The sequence below is a fragment of the Lysinibacillus sp. RS10 genome, from assembly GCF_041956855.1.
Lineage (GTDB): Bacteria > Bacillota > Bacilli > Bacillales_A > Planococcaceae > Lysinibacillus > Lysinibacillus xylanilyticus_A.
In genome coordinates this window covers 2,893,669-2,911,698 of sequence record NZ_CP167122.1, presented here as the reverse complement: position 1 = coordinate 2,911,698, position 18,030 = coordinate 2,893,669, and the positions used below count along the sequence as shown (strand labels likewise).

General features: G+C 34.8%; 18 protein-coding genes. 10 read left to right on the top strand and 8 right to left on the bottom strand.

Features of this window, described 5'->3' with window-relative positions; all coding sequences use genetic code 11:
* Positions 1-3: 3 nt before the first annotated feature.
* The gene (locus tag ACB089_RS14910) at positions 4-579 is read right to left on the bottom strand and encodes a TIGR00730 family Rossman fold protein (protein WP_374967574.1); all 576 of its coding nucleotides are present in this window, start codon (positions 577-579) and stop codon (positions 4-6) included.
* A gap of 191 nt (positions 580-770) precedes the next feature.
* On the opposite strand from ACB089_RS14910, the gene ACB089_RS14905 reads away from it, so the two are divergent.
* Complete coding sequence (locus tag ACB089_RS14905) at positions 771-1,214, top strand: GNAT family N-acetyltransferase (protein ID WP_374967100.1); 444 nt, start codon at positions 771-773, stop codon at positions 1,212-1,214.
* A gap of 47 nt (positions 1,215-1,261) precedes the next feature.
* On the opposite strand, the gene ACB089_RS14900 is transcribed toward ACB089_RS14905, so the two are convergent.
* Positions 1,262-1,726 (bottom strand): NUDIX domain-containing protein, encoded by a 465-nt coding sequence (locus tag ACB089_RS14900; protein WP_374967099.1) that lies wholly within the window; start codon positions 1,724-1,726, stop codon positions 1,262-1,264.
* Positions 1,727-1,836: 110 nt separating this feature from the next.
* Here ACB089_RS14900 and ACB089_RS14895 point away from each other — a divergent pair, with 110 nt between their 5' ends.
* From ACB089_RS14895 to ACB089_RS14875, 5 genes are all read left to right on the top strand, one after another.
* Positions 1,837-2,334 carry a hypothetical protein gene (locus tag ACB089_RS14895; protein WP_175401815.1) on the top strand — a complete coding sequence of 166 codons (498 nt, stop codon included), beginning with the start codon at positions 1,837-1,839 and terminating at the stop codon, positions 2,332-2,334.
* A gap of 203 nt (positions 2,335-2,537) precedes the next feature.
* Positions 2,538-3,401 (top strand): GNAT family N-acetyltransferase, encoded by an 864-nt coding sequence (locus tag ACB089_RS14890; RefSeq protein ID WP_374967098.1) that lies wholly within the window; start codon positions 2,538-2,540, stop codon positions 3,399-3,401.
* Between the two features lie 100 nt (positions 3,402-3,501).
* A complete protein-coding gene (locus ACB089_RS14885) occupies positions 3,502-4,053 on the top strand; it encodes a GNAT family N-acetyltransferase (RefSeq protein WP_374967097.1) in 552 nt (183 codons plus the stop codon).
* Positions 4,054-4,206: 153 nt separating this feature from the next.
* Positions 4,207-4,440: a hypothetical protein gene (locus tag ACB089_RS14880; RefSeq protein ID WP_374967096.1), complete on the top strand. Its 234-nt coding sequence runs from the start codon at positions 4,207-4,209 to the stop codon at positions 4,438-4,440.
* A 552-nt stretch (positions 4,441-4,992) separates the two neighbouring features.
* On the top strand, positions 4,993-6,756 hold the full coding sequence (locus ACB089_RS14875) for a M60 family metallopeptidase (RefSeq protein ID WP_374967095.1): 1,764 nt from the start codon (positions 4,993-4,995) through the stop codon (positions 6,754-6,756).
* Between the two features lie 196 nt (positions 6,757-6,952).
* Here the strand turns inward: ACB089_RS14875 and ACB089_RS14870 are convergent, their stop codons facing one another.
* Positions 6,953-7,324 carry a hypothetical protein gene (locus ACB089_RS14870; protein ID WP_374967094.1) on the bottom strand — a complete coding sequence of 124 codons (372 nt, stop codon included), beginning with the start codon at positions 7,322-7,324 and terminating at the stop codon, positions 6,953-6,955.
* A gap of 842 nt (positions 7,325-8,166) precedes the next feature.
* Between ACB089_RS14870 and ACB089_RS14865 the strand changes: the two genes are divergently transcribed.
* The gene (locus ACB089_RS14865) at positions 8,167-8,847 is read left to right on the top strand and encodes a class I SAM-dependent methyltransferase (protein ID WP_223555663.1); all 681 of its coding nucleotides are present in this window, start codon (positions 8,167-8,169) and stop codon (positions 8,845-8,847) included.
* A gap of 158 nt (positions 8,848-9,005) precedes the next feature.
* On the opposite strand, the gene ACB089_RS14860 is transcribed toward ACB089_RS14865, so the two are convergent.
* The gene (locus tag ACB089_RS14860; protein ID WP_374967093.1) at positions 9,006-9,404 is read right to left on the bottom strand and encodes a glucosamine 6-phosphate synthetase; all 399 of its coding nucleotides are present in this window, start codon (positions 9,402-9,404) and stop codon (positions 9,006-9,008) included.
* 362 nt (positions 9,405-9,766) lie between these two features.
* On the opposite strand from ACB089_RS14860, the gene ACB089_RS14855 reads away from it, so the two are divergent.
* A complete protein-coding gene (locus ACB089_RS14855; protein ID WP_368636570.1) occupies positions 9,767-10,555 on the top strand; it encodes a DeoR/GlpR family DNA-binding transcription regulator in 789 nt (262 codons plus the stop codon).
* Between the two features lie 308 nt (positions 10,556-10,863).
* Here ACB089_RS14855 and ACB089_RS14850 read toward each other — a convergent pair whose 3' ends face one another.
* The 4 genes from ACB089_RS14850 to ACB089_RS14835 form a co-directional block, all read right to left on the bottom strand.
* Complete coding sequence (locus ACB089_RS14850; RefSeq protein ID WP_374967092.1) at positions 10,864-11,916, bottom strand: LysM peptidoglycan-binding domain-containing protein; 1,053 nt, start codon at positions 11,914-11,916, stop codon at positions 10,864-10,866.
* 200 nt (positions 11,917-12,116) lie between these two features.
* On the bottom strand, positions 12,117-13,421 hold the full coding sequence (locus ACB089_RS14845) for an alpha/beta hydrolase family protein (RefSeq protein WP_374967091.1): 1,305 nt from the start codon (positions 13,419-13,421) through the stop codon (positions 12,117-12,119).
* A gap of 289 nt (positions 13,422-13,710) precedes the next feature.
* Complete coding sequence (locus ACB089_RS14840) at positions 13,711-14,145, bottom strand: DUF3021 family protein (RefSeq protein ID WP_374967090.1); 435 nt, start codon at positions 14,143-14,145, stop codon at positions 13,711-13,713.
* Between the two features lie 14 nt (positions 14,146-14,159).
* On the bottom strand, positions 14,160-14,597 hold the full coding sequence (locus ACB089_RS14835; RefSeq protein ID WP_374967089.1) for a LytTR family DNA-binding domain-containing protein: 438 nt from the start codon (positions 14,595-14,597) through the stop codon (positions 14,160-14,162).
* 1,244 nt (positions 14,598-15,841) lie between these two features.
* Here ACB089_RS14835 and fdhA point away from each other — a divergent pair.
* Complete coding sequence (fdhA, locus tag ACB089_RS14830; RefSeq protein WP_374967088.1) at positions 15,842-17,056, top strand: formaldehyde dehydrogenase, glutathione-independent; 1,215 nt, start codon at positions 15,842-15,844, stop codon at positions 17,054-17,056.
* Positions 17,057-17,445: 389 nt separating this feature from the next.
* Positions 17,446-17,943, top strand: a complete 498-nt coding sequence (locus ACB089_RS14825) for an LURP-one-related/scramblase family protein (protein WP_134025864.1) — start codon at positions 17,446-17,448, stop codon at positions 17,941-17,943.
* The last annotated feature ends 87 nt before the right edge of the window (positions 17,944-18,030 follow it).

Genomic DNA, 18,030 nt, shown 5'->3' with positions numbered 1-18,030 from the left:
TAATCATTTACTAGTTTGATATGTTTTAACTGCAGGAGGAACATATGCTGCACATTTGTCCAAAAGCGCTACAACGTCTTCATCGACAAGCAATGCGTTTCGATATTGGGCTTGTAAAAATTGTTCGTTTTGCATATGATCAAATAACCCAATGAGTAAATCGTAATAATGATTAATATTTAAAATACCGCATGGCTTTTGCAGAAGGCCAATTTGATTCCATGTGAATACTTCGAAAAATTCTTCTAACGTACCAGGTCCACCCGGTAAAGCGATAAAGCCATCAGCTAGTTCCATCATTTTGCTTTTGCGTTCATGCATTGAATTGACAACAATTAGCTCTGTTAAATGTTTATGTGAAATTTCTCGTTCCTCTAGCAAAGTAGGGATCACGCCAATCACTTTACCACCTTCACGAAGAACCGTGTCTGCAACTGTACCCATCACACCTACACTAGCTCCACCATAAATTAAGGTAATATTACGTTTAGCTAATTCTTTTCCTAGAAGAATAGCCCCTTCTTTATATGCCTCAGAAGCACCGATGCTCGATCCGCAAAACACTGCAATACTATTCATCATCTTTCCTCCATAACTGATTCTTTTCTTATATAGTATAATTTAATTTTAAAAGGAAAGAAATGGAGGAAGATGAAATGGAATTAAATGAATTTCAAAAATGGGTGAAAGATATGAAATTTTCACAGCTCATCAGGAAAAGCTAATGGCGCGTTATAAAGCGTAAAAATCTGTATCGAAAGGGGATTCATATGGATTATCAAATTGAGGTTTTATTAGAAAATCACGATGACTTTACTACGTTTTTAAATACAAAGTTAAAAGAGTACAATGACGAACATTCACCGTATCATAAAGAAAGTAGACAAAAAGGTTCTGTACGTCCTTTAAACTTAATCGTCACAGATCACCAACATCAATGGATTGGTGGTATCACTGCTGAGGTTTATTGGGGATGGGTGGAAATCAACAAGTTTTGGTTTTGTAAAGAATACCGTGGAAAAGGAATTGGTGGACAGCTACTAGCGAAAGCTGAAGAAACAGCTAAGCAAATGGGAGCTACAAAGGCACTGTTAACTACATATGAATTTCAAGCACGCACGTTTTATGAAGCGAGGGGCTACCATGTTGTAGGAGAAATAAAAGACTATCCTCCAGGAAGTAGCTATTTCACAATGGTAAAACATTTAGTTTAAGGTTAAAGGGCTGTCACATTCTTTCGTTATGACAGCCTTCTGTTTTATTAATTTATATCTCCTAAATAGATGGGCGTTGCTTGACCGCTATCATACTGCTGGAGATACTTTTTTAATTCCTTTGGGTAAAGTCGATAATTAGATAAATCCTCAATCGTTACCCATTCTAGTCCTATTTGATGACTATCAGGATTTGTTGGCTGAAAGTTCGTGTCTTTTCCCTGTGATAACTGACAAACAAAATAAAATTCCGCTTGATGAGCATCAAAATCGAAAGCTGCATGCTCATGATTTTTCCCAATATATTCCCGAATGAACAGTAGATCTCCGATTTCAACCGAGCAACCAATCTCTTCGATACATTCTCTTTTTAAAGCAGTGTGAAAAGTTTCTCCATGCTCCTGACCACCTCCAGGAAAAAGATAAAAGTAGCCTTCAGTATCTTTATTTTTTGTCAGTAAAATTTTATTTTCTTCTACTATTACAGCTTTAATGGAATTCCTAATATGCATGTATATCTCTCCTAAATTAGATTGTGTAATGAAAATATATGGCTTAAAGATGACTAAAAAAACGCCCGAATGTCAAACTTATAGAAAAGGGGAGATTTAGTGTGTACTCTATGTCAAATTTTAAATTACTCGTTGAAAAGCAGGCTGAAATTGATACTATTTATCAAAATTGCGATACATTAATACAAAATAATGTAACGCCAAAATTAGATGCTGAAGTCAATACATTTCTTGATAGCATAAATAAAAAATTAACAGAACAAGGCTTTACAATAACTGTAACATCTACGGGACTAATTGCCAATTATAATGAAGCTGTTATTAATGTTGATAAGTCTTCGAAAAATCTAGAAGAATGTTTTTTCATTAATTTAAATAATTACGTGGAGGATCAAGTTTCCATTAAGCTCGACATTTCGGATTCAATGCTGCCGAAAATATCTAATAATCTTGATGGCTATTCTGATATGATCGAGCAAATGACCGATACGTTGAAGCAAGCAAAAAGTCTCGAAAAAGCCTGTACTTCACCAAAGTTTATTTATAAAACCAAAAATAATATCGTGTTAAATTCTGCGGACGAGGCCGTCAATTACTATTTTCAGTAAAAAGGAAGCGCTAATGATTATTTGGATTGGAGGCTGGGCGACTACCTTGGGCTCATTTGACACCTAAGGAAAGCGGTCAGCCAGAACGGAAATCAATCTCACGTTTTGGTGTTAAGTAAAAATTTTCTGGAAATTCCACTTGAATAGAATAATCTATATATATAAAATGGAAACAAATGTTCTTTTGAGGAGGAATAAATGAGTTGAATACACATAATCCATTCCAGTTAGTGTTATTTGATGCAAATGATATTCCAGGATTAATAGCCCTTTCTGACTCTGTCGGGTGGGATTACGATGAATTCGAAATAACAACGGTTATGTTGTCAGGTAAAATATTTGGTCACAAAAATGCTGGGGGAAAAATTGTATCAAGTGCGGCCATTACTACATATGAAAGAAATTTAGCTTCAATTGGCATGGTCATAGTTCATGAGAATTATAGAGGACTCGGTCTAGGTAAATTAGCTACTCAAAAATGTATCGACAGTGTTTCAGAACATACAGCAATTATGCTCGTTGCGACCAAAGACGGTGAGCCCTTATATAAGAAAATGGGCTTTACTACGGTTGATTGTGTTCATAAATATCTTGCAGACCATTATAGCGGGACACATAGCTTAGCTTCAAATGAGTGGGCAATAGATGATTTTCGTGAGCAGGACTTTGCCGATATTGTCAGCTTGGATGCAGCAGCCTTTGGAGATCAAAGAAGTAATTTCCTAAAGAACAGAATTCAACAATCACAGCGTTGTATCGTTGTGAAAGACCATCAGGCAAATATTATAGGCTTTGGCATGTCTATTGCGGGGCCAATCAATCTAATTTTAGGTCCTATTGTGGCGCCAGATTCAAAAACGGCTACCTATATTTTAGATGCTTTAGCGAAAGACCATCATGGAAAATTAAGAATGGATGTACCATCTGGACATGCTGAATTCACTAAACTTTTAGAGCAAAGTGGCTTTAAAAAGGCAAATACACCTCCAGTTATGATTCTTCATGCTGAAAAAATGCCAGCAAGAAATAATACGTTATTCGCCATAGCTGCGCAAATTTTTGGATAAAACCTATGAGGGCATCATTCTATTGGATGTGCTCTTTTTTTATTTTTTAAAGGGTTTTAATGGAAATATAGAGAAATAGATAGTAAAGGGGGAGAATTGAATGTTTCCTAATTTAGAGACAGAAAGACTTATTTTAAGAGAGCTTACACAGGATGATGCAGAGAGCATTTTTAAGTGTTTTTCTAATGAAGAAGTCACTCGCTATTATGGACAAGAGCCATTCCTAGAAATACAGCAAGCAGAAAATCTAGTAAAATTATTTTCAAAGAACTTTGCTGAAAAAAGAGGAATAAGATGGGGAATTGAAAGAAAAGGAACGAATGATATAATCGGAACAATTGGCTTTAACGCTTGGTCGCCTATATATAAACGAGCAGAAATCGGTTATGAAATTCATCCTGATTATTGGAGAAAAGGATATACGTTAGAAGCGGTTACCGAAATTGTAACTTATGGCTTTGAGCACATGGGACTGACTCGTATAGGGGCTGTTGTCTTTATAGAAAATGAAGCCTCAAATAAATTACTAACTAAAATTGGTTTTCAAAAGGAAGGGATTCTGAGAGATTATATGTATCAAAATGGTCAAGCGCACGATACGTTTGTCTATTCATTTTTACAAAGAGATATGGAAGGTGCATTTTCTCGATAATAAATCCTACGGAAATATATTCTTGTATAGCTTTAAATTGGATAATAGATGCTAACTAAGACCCGGTTTTGTATTTGCTTTTTTCGGTTATAGTACTAGTAAAAGCATGTATTTTATTAGTGGTGAAAAAGTAATATGTAAGGGGCTTTGAGTATGGAAATACAATATAGTACAGCTTATTTTGAAAAGTTGGATTTACTAGAAATTCTATATGCAGGGCAGGCAGCGTTAAAAGAAGCTATACCAACGGACAACCTCAGCAAAAGTCATTTAGAACGCTTTGAACAAATGGAAGCGGCAATTTCTAAGTTAAATCAGGAAATTCGAATTCTTGAGCTAAACATTATCCAATCCGTAGATACTGCTGAAAATGAGGAAGAAAAATGAATTTAATAAGATTAACTCATGCAAAAATAATTAATTGCATGAGTTTTTTTGTTAAGAATTTATGTACTTATTCTAATACACATTCAAAAACAATAGAAAACTCGGTGGGAAAATCGGAATTAAACAATTTTTATTATCTATTTTTGAACAATATTAATTCAATTGATCTCTATTTAAACACCTTTAAAACAGCATTCTACGTAGTATAATTAGTGAATCTTTCGTTTTATTTGAGGAGAAATAAATGATTTTATTAGATCTATATATGAGTTATAGGGCTAAGTGCCTGTGAAAAAATAATAATAACGGGGTAGCTTTTATGTCTAATCCTTTATTCTTATATAAAAGTAGTTTTTTCGCTTAATTAAAACAAGCTTTTTAAGCTTTAATAATTATTGTTAGGTGTTATTAGTAGTGTTAGAGTAAATAAAGAATTAAAACCGTCTTTCCCTTCTGCACAAAGGGAAAGACGGTTTTAATTCTTGTCATTCTATCACTGGTAGCTTTTGCTTCATCGACGTCAAAAAATCTTGTGATATAAGGAGAACTTATATGTTAGAAAAATCAATGAAAATATTTGCAACTTCGGCTATTTTAACAACTGCACTATTTACACCTATCATGACTAATCATGCAGTTGTTCATGCTGAAACAGCTGCTACGCAAACCACAGCTCAATATGAACAAAGAGAATTTGATCTTCCAGGTACAGGGAGCTATGGGGAGGAAGCAAAAAGAGAAAGAAGAGGACAACAAAAAACATTTACTCCAACTGGAATCTATGTAAAGCCAAATGAACAAGTTACAATTGAAGTATCAGGATCACAACCAATTAGAGCTATTATTGGTACACATGGATACGATAAAGAATGGGGAAAAGAATCTACTCTTGTTCCCGGCTCTAATACCATTTCCTCTCCGAACGGTGGTTTATTAGGATTTGATAACTATCAAAATACAGGAACAATTCACGTGAAAGTAACACAAGGTGGAAGCCCTGTTCCATTCTTTGAATTAGGGAAGCATACGAAAGAAGACTGGATGGCTATGATGAATGCATATCCTGATGCACATGCCGTCCAACTAAAATCAGAGAAAGCAGTACTTACTGTTACTCAGGCTAGTGCTAGAAAATATATCGTAGATCAAGACCCTGTTCCCTTACTAGAGAAATATGATGAAATGATTCGAGCACAAGATAAGATATCAGGGTTATCCGAAACAGACTCTAACCCATTACATCGACCAACTCGCCGCCTTTGGGCTTTTGTAGAAAACCCTAACAAACCAGATTGGGGAATGTATGCATCTCTTGATGGAGGCTTTTTTACTACTGCTGGGAACGCAATCGAAAGTGCTTTGAATGTAAATAAGTTTGGGTGGGGACAGATGCATGAAGCAGGACACGCAAGACAACAACACCCGTGGAAGTGGAATGACCTTAGAGGTATGGGTGAAGTAACGGTTAATCTATATTCTTTAGCTGCGCAAAAGCAATTATTCCCGAATGAACCAACACGTTTAGAAAAAGAAGGGGATTATGAAAGAGCCTTTCAATACTTAAAACAAACAGATAAAGATTATAAAAATATTGATGACTTGTTTGTGAAGCTTGTGATGATTTGGCAACTTCAATTAGCATATGGTGATGATTTTTATCAGAATATTCATAAAATATACCGTGAATTACCCGAAAATCAACTTCCAAAAACGGATGAAGAGAAAATACAAGCATTTATTTATAACACATCCAAAGTAGCAAAACAAAATTTGCTTCCGTTTTTTGATCAATGGGGACTTAAAGCATCGGCAGAAACTAGACAGAATATAGAAGCTTTACATTATCCAACATTAACTGCACCTATTTGGGAAGCGACGGATACTAGACATATTTCGTTAAACACATTATCTAAAGAAAACATGAAGGTAATTGCAAGTAGTGAAGAATTAGGTGTGGAACCTGCAACGAATGCGATTGATGGAAGAACTAGTACGATTTGGCATAGTAAATGGAGCGAGCAAAACAAATATCCGTTCTATTTAACAATTGATCTTGGCAATACTCGTACGATTACACAATTAGCATATGTTCCAAGGCAATCTGGACCTGCAAACGGTCGTATTCTTAACTACAACATTTACACAAGTACAGATGGTGTTAATTATCAAAAAGCAGCTTCTGGAACATGGGAAAATAGCACGAAACAACAATTTGCAACATTTGATCCCGTATCTGCTAAATATGTGAAATTAGAGGTAGTAAACGGAATAAATGGATACGCCTCAGCAGCAGAAGTAGATATTTTAGGCTATTAATTTATCAATAAAACGAAATAGACGTTATCCTTTCTATAGAGTTAATTGTTTGTGTAATTAAAGGGGTTGCTTATTTATTGTTCGGGTAACCCAAGTCTATCAACTTTTTAAATTATATACATTTAAACAAAAAACCAGGACTCACTTTACAAATGAGTACCTGGTTATTTTGTGCTTACTAAGGTCTATATTTTGATTAAAGCGCCATTTCTTTTTGAGTGAATAGGGAACCTGCTGCTAAAAATACCATAGCTGCTACGTTAATGACAAGGGCAACAATATTTAAAAAGTCATTTGTCTGCATAAATACAATAATCAGTGATGTTACTGCGACAAATAATGGAATTACTTTATTGATGTTTGTGACTAATTGTAGCTTGTGGTAATGTCTTAGGATGAAATAAATACCTATTAAGATTGGTGCCGTTAGGAATACGCCTAAATATCCCCATGCGTCTTCAATAAACCAAGGGAAAATGGGCATACGTGAAGTAAAGATAAAAAGATTTAATAGGATTGTTCCTACTAATAGGCTGTTTAAAATAATGACTTTCTTGTTTTTTTCCATGTTAATTGCTCCTTTAAAATTTAAATAGTATAAACTCTCTTCTTTCGTGGTCTCATTCCAAAATAATTTCCCCCAAATGTTTTTCCTTTTTGACCTCCGTGACCTAATACGTTCGACCAATCAAAAGATGTTCTTTTTTCAACTTAACCAGTGTCTTTATAGAACAGGATCTAATTGTTTTTGAGAATATCTTCTTTCAAGATGGATAAGTCGAACATTCTTAGAAATCAAATCTTTATTCAAATAACATTATCCTTATTAATAAAGGTGACTTATAGTGTAATTTTACACTGAAAGTTACCTTTTTGTAAAGAGTTATTATAACGGTAAATATTCACATTTATTAACGGCTGTTTATGTCTCGGTAGGGGGATTTCTTGGAAAATGTCTTATTTTGCAGCATTTTATGCATATGAAAAACTAAAATTATTAGAGTGGATTTTATATCGATAAGGAGAGCTTATTGAAAATTATAATTAACATTAATTTTACTTATGTTCCATAATAGGTGTAAAATGTAGATAACAAAAATATCCATAAAGAAAAGAGTGATAAAGATGGGAATTGATTTTCACAATAAGGGCAATCAAACTTCTTATACAACTCGACATGCTGACAACTCATGGATGGAAACCTTGAAAGAACTTGTCCCAATCACGAGTATTTCTAAGGCTGCAGACATTGGCTGTGGTGGAGGAATTTATCTTCATTCAGTAGAAAGATTCCCACCTCTGAAGTTGTAAAATGAATAAATATGTGGTGCCTCTCCAGTGAGTATTCAAACACCTACTGAATGAAGACAAGCCTCCGGCGGATGTCACGGATTTTCAAAGGAATGAATTGTGTCGGCACAATTCAAAATCCGGACCCAATTACGCCAAGGCGAAATTGATTTAAAAGCACTAGCAGATATGGGTATACCATCTGTGATTGGCGTGGATTTTTCGGAGGCAATGCTCGTAGGGGCAAAAGAAAATTGTAAAGACTATCATAATATTACGTTCAAACAAGGGAATGCGTTGGATACAGGCTTAGAGAATGACAGCTTTCAGTTATTACTTGAACGAGCTTTAATTCATCATATCCAAGATTTAAAAACTTGTTTTCAAGAGGCCTATCGAATTTTGGAGGATAAAGGGGTCTACATTATCCAAGACCGTACACCAGAAGATTGTTTATTAAAAGGTGATGACTGCCATATAAGAGGTTATTTCTTTGAACGTTTTCCAAAATTAAAAGAACAAGAAATTAAACGCAGACATAGTAGCGACCGAGTAGTTGAAACACTGAAGGAAATAGGATTTAGCGAGATTAAAGAAGTAAAACTATGGGAAACCAGGGAAGTGTATGAACAGAAAGAGCAATTATTAAAAGATTTAAAGGAAAGAACAGGAAGAAGCATTTTACATGAATTAGACGATGAAGAATTAAATGCATTAGTGACTTATATGGATAAGTCAATTTCAATAGAAAGTACTATAGTTGAAAAAGACAGATGGACCATTTGGAAAGCGGTAAAATGATTAATTGTTTTCCGAAAATGAAGGTTCTATTTCAATTTTTGGTAGATTCAATCCGTCGCTACGGAGATTCAATCCATCACCTCCGTACTGTTAACGGACTGTTTAACTTAATCTAAAAAGCTCTCGTTCTGATTATCACACGAGAGCTTTATCTTCATTTATTCGCCTGATAGAGCTAAAAGGTATTTGTCCCGATCCGCTTCCTCCTGCATTTTATTGTCAACCAGCATGGCACCGTACCGCACATTAGTCATGTCACGGTCAACTAAAAATTGAACATTCACCTTTTCCGTTTTTTTATTAACGGGACAATCACCTTTAAATTCAACAACATCTTGTCCTTTTTGTGTTTCAAAATACACCCAATACGGATTTTCACAAGCACTTGCAAAGCCCGATTCTATAGTTTTACTACTATTTTCAAATGAATAGTTTTTAACATATGTAATATATTCATTATCTGTAATGTCCTTTTGTGGACCGTAAAAATACCAAAATACCCCTAAAATACCGATTGGCACAATCCACAGTATATTTCTTTTGCTTAATTTCCCCATATTTGTAGCCCCCTTTATTAGTATATTTTATCATCTTTATACTAATTATTGCTAGCTTACAATAATATTTTCTGTTTAATGATTTTATCTTGTCGTGAATGGAAGGGGAGAATATGAAGAAGAAGGTAGTTATTTTATAAAGATTTAGCAAGAATAAATTTGATTTAGTTCGAAATGAATGATTTCAACTTTTCCCAGAGATTTTTTAAAGGAATTGTAAAGGGAATGTTTAAAAGGTTAAGTATTTATCGGGAACTTTCATTTGCTGGGTAACTTAATTACAATAGAATTAAGGATCAATACATTTTGGGTGAAGAGCCTTTAAGGTTAAAGTATATTGTGGAATACAAAGAGGTGTTATGATGAAATCTTATACACAATTTGAGCGAAGAAAATACATACTTGATGAGCTAGATCAATACAATCGTGTGATGGTCAATGATTTAGCAAAAGTGTTAAATGTTACGACAGAAACCATCCGAAGAGATTTAGATTTGTTGCATAAAGAAGGCAAGCTAACGAAAATACACGGTGGAGCTCTAAAGAAAAACGATCATACCGTGGAATTATTTTTTAATAAACGTCGCAATGAAAACATTGATAAAAAACGTAGTATAGCAATGGCAGCAAGTAATTTGGTAGAAGATAATGATATTATTGCCATTGAAGTTGGCACAACGACGATGCAAATATTGGACTATCTATATGACAAAAAAAACCTCACTATTTTGACAAATTCTATACCTGCTGCGAATAAAATTATTGAGCTAAAGGAACAGTATGAGTCATTTGATTGCAAACTGATAGTAGCTGGTGGAATGTTAAATACAAATTCATTAGCATTATCGGGTGATATGACATTAAACTTACTTGATCATTTTACAGTGAATAAATTATTTGCTTCTTGTGATGGAATTTCATTGGAAAAGGAATTAACATGCACGTATATTGAGGACGCTCAAATATTTAATCGATTAAAGAAAAATGCAAGACAAGTTGTCATGATGGTCGATGAATCAAAATTCAACTTAATGAAGTTTTATAAAAGTGGGAGTTTTGATGATATCGATCTATTATTTACGAATGCTAAGCTCGATGCAGAATGGCAAAGTGCTTTAATAGCAAAAGGTGTTGAAATAATAACCGTTTAGAGGAAAAGAACATCCAACTGCCAAGAACAGAATTTACTTCACGATATCGATAATGGAATAAATTGCAAAGGGAAGAGCGAAATAGTCGGGGACACACACCAATTAGATGGGAACAAGGTTGACGAAGTCGAATAGTTTCATCTATTAAATTGCCAATCAGGTTAGTTATATAACATTTATTGATTAAAAAGAGCTGAAAAAATAAGCAAAAAAGGACCGAATCTGGTTCTTTTTTGCTTATTAAAAGGATTCAAAATCACCTTTTTGTACATATATGAAATCCTAAGAATAGGATGGAATTAGAATTGTTAGTTTAAGATTGTTACCTTTAATTTTTTTACTCCAAAATTGATTGCATCTTGTTGAGAAGGGAAAAAGACATCGATTCGATTTCCTTTAATGGCTCCGCCAGTATCTCCTGCAATTGCTTCACCATAGCCTTCAACATAAACTTTACTACCAAGTGGGATTACAGTAGGGTCAACTGAGATGACCTTTGCATTTGGGTTTGTTTTAAGGTTAATTCCAGTAGCGGTAATACCGGTACATCCCTCACATGAAGCCGTATAGGCTGAAGCTTCCACTGTAATCTCCTTTGAAGCAGTCTTACTTGTTGATGGAGCAGTTGCTTCAGGTGTACGATCCTTTGAAGCGGTATTACTTGTAGATGGAGCAGTTGCTTCAGGTGTACGATCCTTTGAAGCGGTATTACTTGTAGATGGAGCAGTTGCTTCAGGTGTACGTTCCTTTGCAGCAGTATTACTTGTTGCTGGAGCGGTTGCTTCCGGTGTATTACCCTTTGCAGCAGTATTACTTGTTGATGGAGCGGTTGCTTCCGGTCTATGATCCTTTGCGGCAGTATTGCTTGTTGCTGGAGCAGTTGCTTCAGTTGTACGATCCTTTGAAGTTGTTTTATTTGTTGATGGAGCGGCTGCTGAAGTTGTAGCTCCCTTTGATTCATTTGCTGCAGGCATTATTGATTTTTCAGTTACAGCCGTATTATTAGTTTTCAAACCATCAAAAATGAATAGTTTTAAACCTGGATGAATGAAATCAGTATGTAATTGGTTCCATTCTTTAATTTGCGAAACTGTTACTTGATGATCTAGGGCTATGTCCCATAATGTATCACCTTGTTTAACGGTATATTGTTGTGCAATGGTTAGGACATCCCCTGGGTGAATAAGGTCGGTAGTAAGATGATTCAACGTTTGGATATTTTCTACAGATGTATTATTTGCACGTGATAGATCCCAAAGGGTATCTCCTTTTTGTACGGTAATCGTTGCAGCTTGAGCATTAGCACTTAAAGTTGCTGAGAGCATTGCAACTGGTACAATTGAAATAATTTTTTTAAGCATTTTTTTATCCTCCATGTTCTTGGTTGCTAATTCTAAATAATCGTAACATAGATTTTTCTGAGAAAAAGAACAAGGAGATGTTAATTTGTTTACGTCCATGGCATTTATATTGCAATAATATTGCTACTATTACTAAGAAAGTATTATTATTTCTTGAGCCGCTTTCAATATCTAAATATTTTATAGCCACTAGAAAAAAATCAATATGTTTCTTTGGGAGTAAAATGTCCTTTGTCTTTTAACTTATTGTCAAAAAATTCAAGAATGAGTTCGTTTGTCTTTTCAATACAGTAATATTGATCAATGTCGGCCCTTCCGCCTTGCAGAATATTTGCAAGTATAGGAGAGAAAAGTGGTAAATCGGTCAAGCTTAAATGTTTTGCCCCTTTTAAATGAGTAGTATATGCATCTTTGAAGTGTTCGTTATTGAGTTTGTTTGCTACGTAAGTAGAGTTGCTTTTGAGTTGTTCCCAAACATCGTCAGAATAAATGTTAAGAAGTGGGATTGTAAAGTCTTCGTCTCGCGCTACAAAATCATTCATTTCTCTATTATAAATAAGCTCACTAAAGAACGGTGCGTCAATATTTACAACTGCATCTACATCATCACGTTCTTTACCGATCCAAACACTTGCAGCACCGCCCATTGAATGCCCGAACACACCAATTTTCTCTGTATCGATATGTTGATAAATGGGGTCATTGTCACTTTTGGCTTTTGTAAGTATTGTATCAATGACAAAATTCATATCGTCTGTTCGAAGTTTCATCCATTTTTGAATAAGTCCATAGACTTCTTCCTTCGTGAAAATGCCTTCTTTATTAGAATTGCTAATTTCACTGTTATAATCAGTATTGATTAAAGCCTTCGTTCCATCATTTGAAACGGTATAAAAAGAGTGATAAGGATGATCGATTGAAGCGACTACATAACCGTGACTTGCAAGTTCAGTATAGGTAGACGTATTACTTGCCTTAATACCAGTTGCTCCATGTGAGAACACCAATAGAGGGTATGTTTCATCTGCGTTTTTTGGATACCAAAACTCCACATTAACAAATCTGTGTTCCCCCTTGTCAGTAAATTGCTCAATACGACTCTTGTCAATATATGTGTAAGTAGCGGTTGCGACTTGATATTGACCAGTCACTTTTGGCGATTTATACTGTGGAAAAACAATTGCAGGTGTAAATGCAAATACCAATGCCAATATCGTAATTATGGTTTTCCACATAATCGATGAAGTTTTGTATTGTTGGTTATTTGTTTTGTTATGGATAAGAGAAATCGTTCCCTGTACTGCCAAAATGAAAAGTAATATTGTAAGCATTAGCCAGCGGAAATTCCACACAATCACCAATGAAAGTGTGAGTATTACAAAGGCTATAAATACAGCAATCCTCATCCAACTCTTCATTTTTTTGTGATTTTGCTTCGTTATAACACAGTAGATGGCAAAAGCAATCTCGAAAATCAAAGTGATCAATAATAATAAAGTTCCCATAGTAGTTACTCCTTTCTTTCGATTCATTTTTATTGAACTCATCATATGTAATCGCTGAAAGGAAGTATATAGAAAAACGGTAAGTTGTATCCACGAGCAACTAAGTTGTAAAAAAGGGGCAGGGACATAAAAATATTTCAATGCAAAATCAAAAAGTTTCACATCAGAAAAGCGCGAGAAATCAACGTTGCTAAAATTGATTTCTCGCGCTTATTAAGGTTTTGATTAGTTATGTCCCAGCCTCGTAATATACTGCTTGCAGATAACTGCTGCTTTATGATTTTATTGACTACTCAAATGCGTCTTTCTTAAATGCTTTTAGTTTTTCGTTGATTTTTTTGGCTTCTTTTTTATCCTTTTGCCATGACAGCAAACGAACTAGAAGATAGATTACGGAGATTTGCAGTGCCAAAAAGATGCAATCTAATACACTATTCACAATACCAAAAATGCTACTAAGGGTAATCAATAGAATCTCTAAAGTGAAAAAGTGAATGCCTATTCTTATACGCATTTTTTTCTCACTTATAGCATTAGGAGAATACAAAATAAATCCAATTGAGGCGCTTAAAAAAGAAAATGCCATAATGATATAAATCGAATTCAAATCAAAGGCCATATTGGGATAAAACATTTGTCGCAAAATAGTAATGATAATGATGATGGATGCGAAGATAATCAAGAAATCTTTAACAATCTTTTGTACAAATGCGCTAGTTCTCATTTTTATCCCTCCTTTTATAATCCAAGCATATTTTTAAGGACTGGCACATACTGTCTTGATACAACAGCCCGTTCCCCATTATCAAGTACCGCTTCAAATCGGCCACTTATGGACGGATTAATAGAAGAAATTTTGGCTATGTTCAAAATTGTTGATTTAGATGCACGAAAACAGTTCTTCCCCTGTAATAATTCTTCAAGCTCATAAAGCTTTTGTTTTACCTCAAAAACGTTTTCCTTGCAGTAAAGAAAAACCTTTCCATCAACTGCCTCGAAATAATAGATAGCACTAAGCTTAATACGGTGAACTCTATCATTTTGATATCCAAGTAAAATGAGGTTTTCAGTTTTCAGCTTATTTACGATTTCGTATATTTCATCATTCACTTCATGACATCTGATGAGGATTTCTTCTTTCATTTCTTTGCTTATTTCTTCTATTCTAATTTTCATATTATCACCTGCGAAAATTCAAATTATTTCAGGTCGACTAAGGATTCTTGTTTTTCATTGTTTTCAAGTTGTTCGCGTGTTTAGTAGTACAATCTGATCTGGATAATACTTACATCCCTCAGACTACTTTATTATAACACTCCATATACAGTTCTATTTTACATTTTATTTGATTATTGGGATATATACTAAGATATTAGCCAGAGGAGAAAAGGCAGCGGTACAGGAAAAGTGTAGTGCAGCTTAAAACAATGTTAAAGTCAAACGATTAGAGAACTTGTGGGGCAAAAAGGAATCATGGTTGTGTTTAATCGATTATTATAATAATTTCTGATCTTACTTGACTAACAAAGATAGAAGTTGACCAATACAAGGTAGAATACCGACAAGGGGGAGTACATGTTGAGCAAAAGCTGAGAACATAGGTGAAATACATCCTACAAAAAAAAAGACCATTTAGGACGTTGAATTTGCAACGTCTTAGGTGGTTTTAATTTATTGAGTAAGAAAATATAAATTTCTTCAGAAGGAAACATTGAAAATGCTATTATTTACGTTTATGGCAAAGCGCTTTTGTTTATGATTTTAATTGATAGCCCCAAAAAATTTCATGGAAACAAAAAAGGCAACATCTCACAAGGAGATGCTGCGGTAGAATTCTTTGTTCCTGAAGAACTCTAATGGGTTTGGCACCCAATAACGCTAATTTGTTCAATCTAAAATTACCATTATTCGGTGTCAATAATTGTTGTTTACTACTTATATAATATAGCATAGCAACCTGTGATATATTAATTAATTATGTATTCTGTGTATACGTTACACAGAATACATAAAACTGAGGACACATTTGATTTATATTTAATCGTTGTATAAAAATCGCACTTAAGCCTATTACGGTGAACCGTATCATAAGTAAGTGAGATTCTATTCATTTCATGGAGCGTTGATTAAATAGAAAAAATAGACCTAATAGTATGAACTAAAAGAAGAGAGTCAGTTCTTTATGGACTAACTCTCTTCTTTCAGTTCATATGCAGTTTGCAAGGAAAAAAATCTCTACTTAATTGAAATGGGTGAATTCAATTGTAAAGTAGAGAAATAGACGTGAGAGATAGAGCCATTTCGTTAAACAGGAAATGAATAATTTGAACGAACGAATATTATTTTTCATAGGAATGATTAGGACAAAGTGGCCGTATATATAGATTGTATGAATTTATGATATAGGGGAGGAATTGCAAGTGTTTGGAAATAGAGCTGTGGCCTATATGGGCTCCGGAAAAGTAGAAGTGCAAGATATTGGTTTTCCAGATTTGGTTTTACGAGATGGACCAGGGGTAAATCCACTTAATATAGGACGTAAATGTGATCATGGTGTTATTTTAAAGGTAGTAACAACTAATATTTGTGGAAGCGATCAGCATATGGTGAGGGGGAGAACTACAGCTCCGACAGGATTAGTTCTAGGCCACGAGATTACAGGAGAAGTGATTGAAGTAGGCCGAGATGTTGAATATATTAAAAAAGGTGATTTAGTTTCTGTTCCATTTAATATAGCTTGCGGTCGGTGCCGTAGCTGTAAGGAGCGGGATACTCATATTTGTGAGAATGTAAATCCAGATCGTCCTGGTTCAGCATATGGTTATGTCGATATGGGAGGATGGGTTGGAGGACAATCTGAGTATGTAATGGTGCCATATGCCGACTTCCAATTATTAAAATTTCCTGATAAAGACCAAGCAATGGAGAAAATTAGAGATTTAACAATGCTTTCAGATATATTTCCAACTGGATATCATGGTGCCGTAAGTGCAGGTGTGAAACCGGGATCAACTGTGTATATAGCAGGTGCAGGTCCAGTTGGTCTCGCTGCTGCTCATTCAGCTCAGTTACTAGGAGCTGCTGTAGTAATTGTAGGAGATTTAAATGAAGAAAGGTTAGCTCAAGCTAAAAGCTTTGGTTGCGAAACAGTTAATTTACGAAATCATTCAAACCTAGGAGAGCAAATCGACCAAATACTTGGAGCACCTGAAGTAGATTGTGCTGTAGATTGTGTAGGATTTGAAGCATCTGCACATGGAGCTAATGCAGTTGAAGCACCTGCTACTGTTTTAAATTCTATTATGCAAATAACACGTGCTGGAGGACGTTTAGGTATACCGGGTCTTTACGTAACCGGGGACCCTGGTGGAATTGATGAGGATGCAAAAATTGGTACGTTAAAAATTCGTCTTGGCTTAGGATGGGCTAAAGCACATACTTTTGTAACTGGTCAAACACCTGTTATGAAATATCATCGCGATTTAATGGCGGCAATTTTGAGTGGAAGAGCTCAAATTGCGAAAGCTGTTAATGCTACAGTAATATCATTAGAAGAAGCTCCAAAGGCATATCAAGATTTTGATAAAGGGGCTGCCAGAAAATTCGTCATCGACCCACACGGTCTAGTAAAGTAAGAGATTTCTACAGGGGTTAAGGGGTTAAATTGAAATAAGCATAGAGGACAAACCTTTGGCTACTTTTCAATAAGAACTAGATAGCATGCTGATATTCTAAGGAGACTTTGAACTTCATTTCTCAAAGTCTCCTTTTTTTCGTTGCTTACATAAGTAAGTGTGTTTTCTCTGTAAAAAAACAATAAGCCTATTTAAGATATAGCAGTCTTGAATAGGCTTTATTTCCATGTTACAAGTAAGAGAGTTATTTAAAAGGTGAATATATATAAAGAAAATATATTTCTCCTAGGCAAATTTCATTAAATATTATACATATATAACCCACTTCTGTGATTATTATCTATGATAAAAACGGTTTTAGTAATATGCTATTAAAAAGGAGGCGTAGTATGAAGCAACTTTATATAAAGCAGAAGGTATTCAGTTTAAGTGGAAAATTTACGGTAAAGGATCAGCAGGAGAAGGATGTTTATTATGTGGAGGGCAGTTTTATGCAAATTCCAAAAACGTTCTCCATTATGAATGCAGCAAGAGATGAGGTCGCGCTTATTACGAAAAAGGTGTTCAGCTTTTTACCGATTTTTTTTGTTGAAGTAAACGGTCAAGAGGTGTTAACGATTAAGAAGGAGTTTTCTTTCTTTAAAGCACGCTATACAATTGATGCGGCAGGCATTGAGGTAGAAGGTAACTGGTGGGATATGGATTTTCAAATCTTACAGCATGGTGAAGTCGTCGGTAAAGTGAACAAGGAGTGGTTCACTTGGGGTGATAGCTACAAGGTACAAATATTGAATGAAGAGATGGAAGCGATCATTATTGCGCTCGTTGTCGCAATTGATTGTGTAAAGGCTGACCAAGCTGCTGCTTCCTCAGCAGCGGCGACTTAATTGAGCCAATACCAACTAAAGAAGCAGTGTGTAATTTACCAAGTCTTAATAGAAATAGAGAATTTCGTCGACCTTCATTTTTAATTA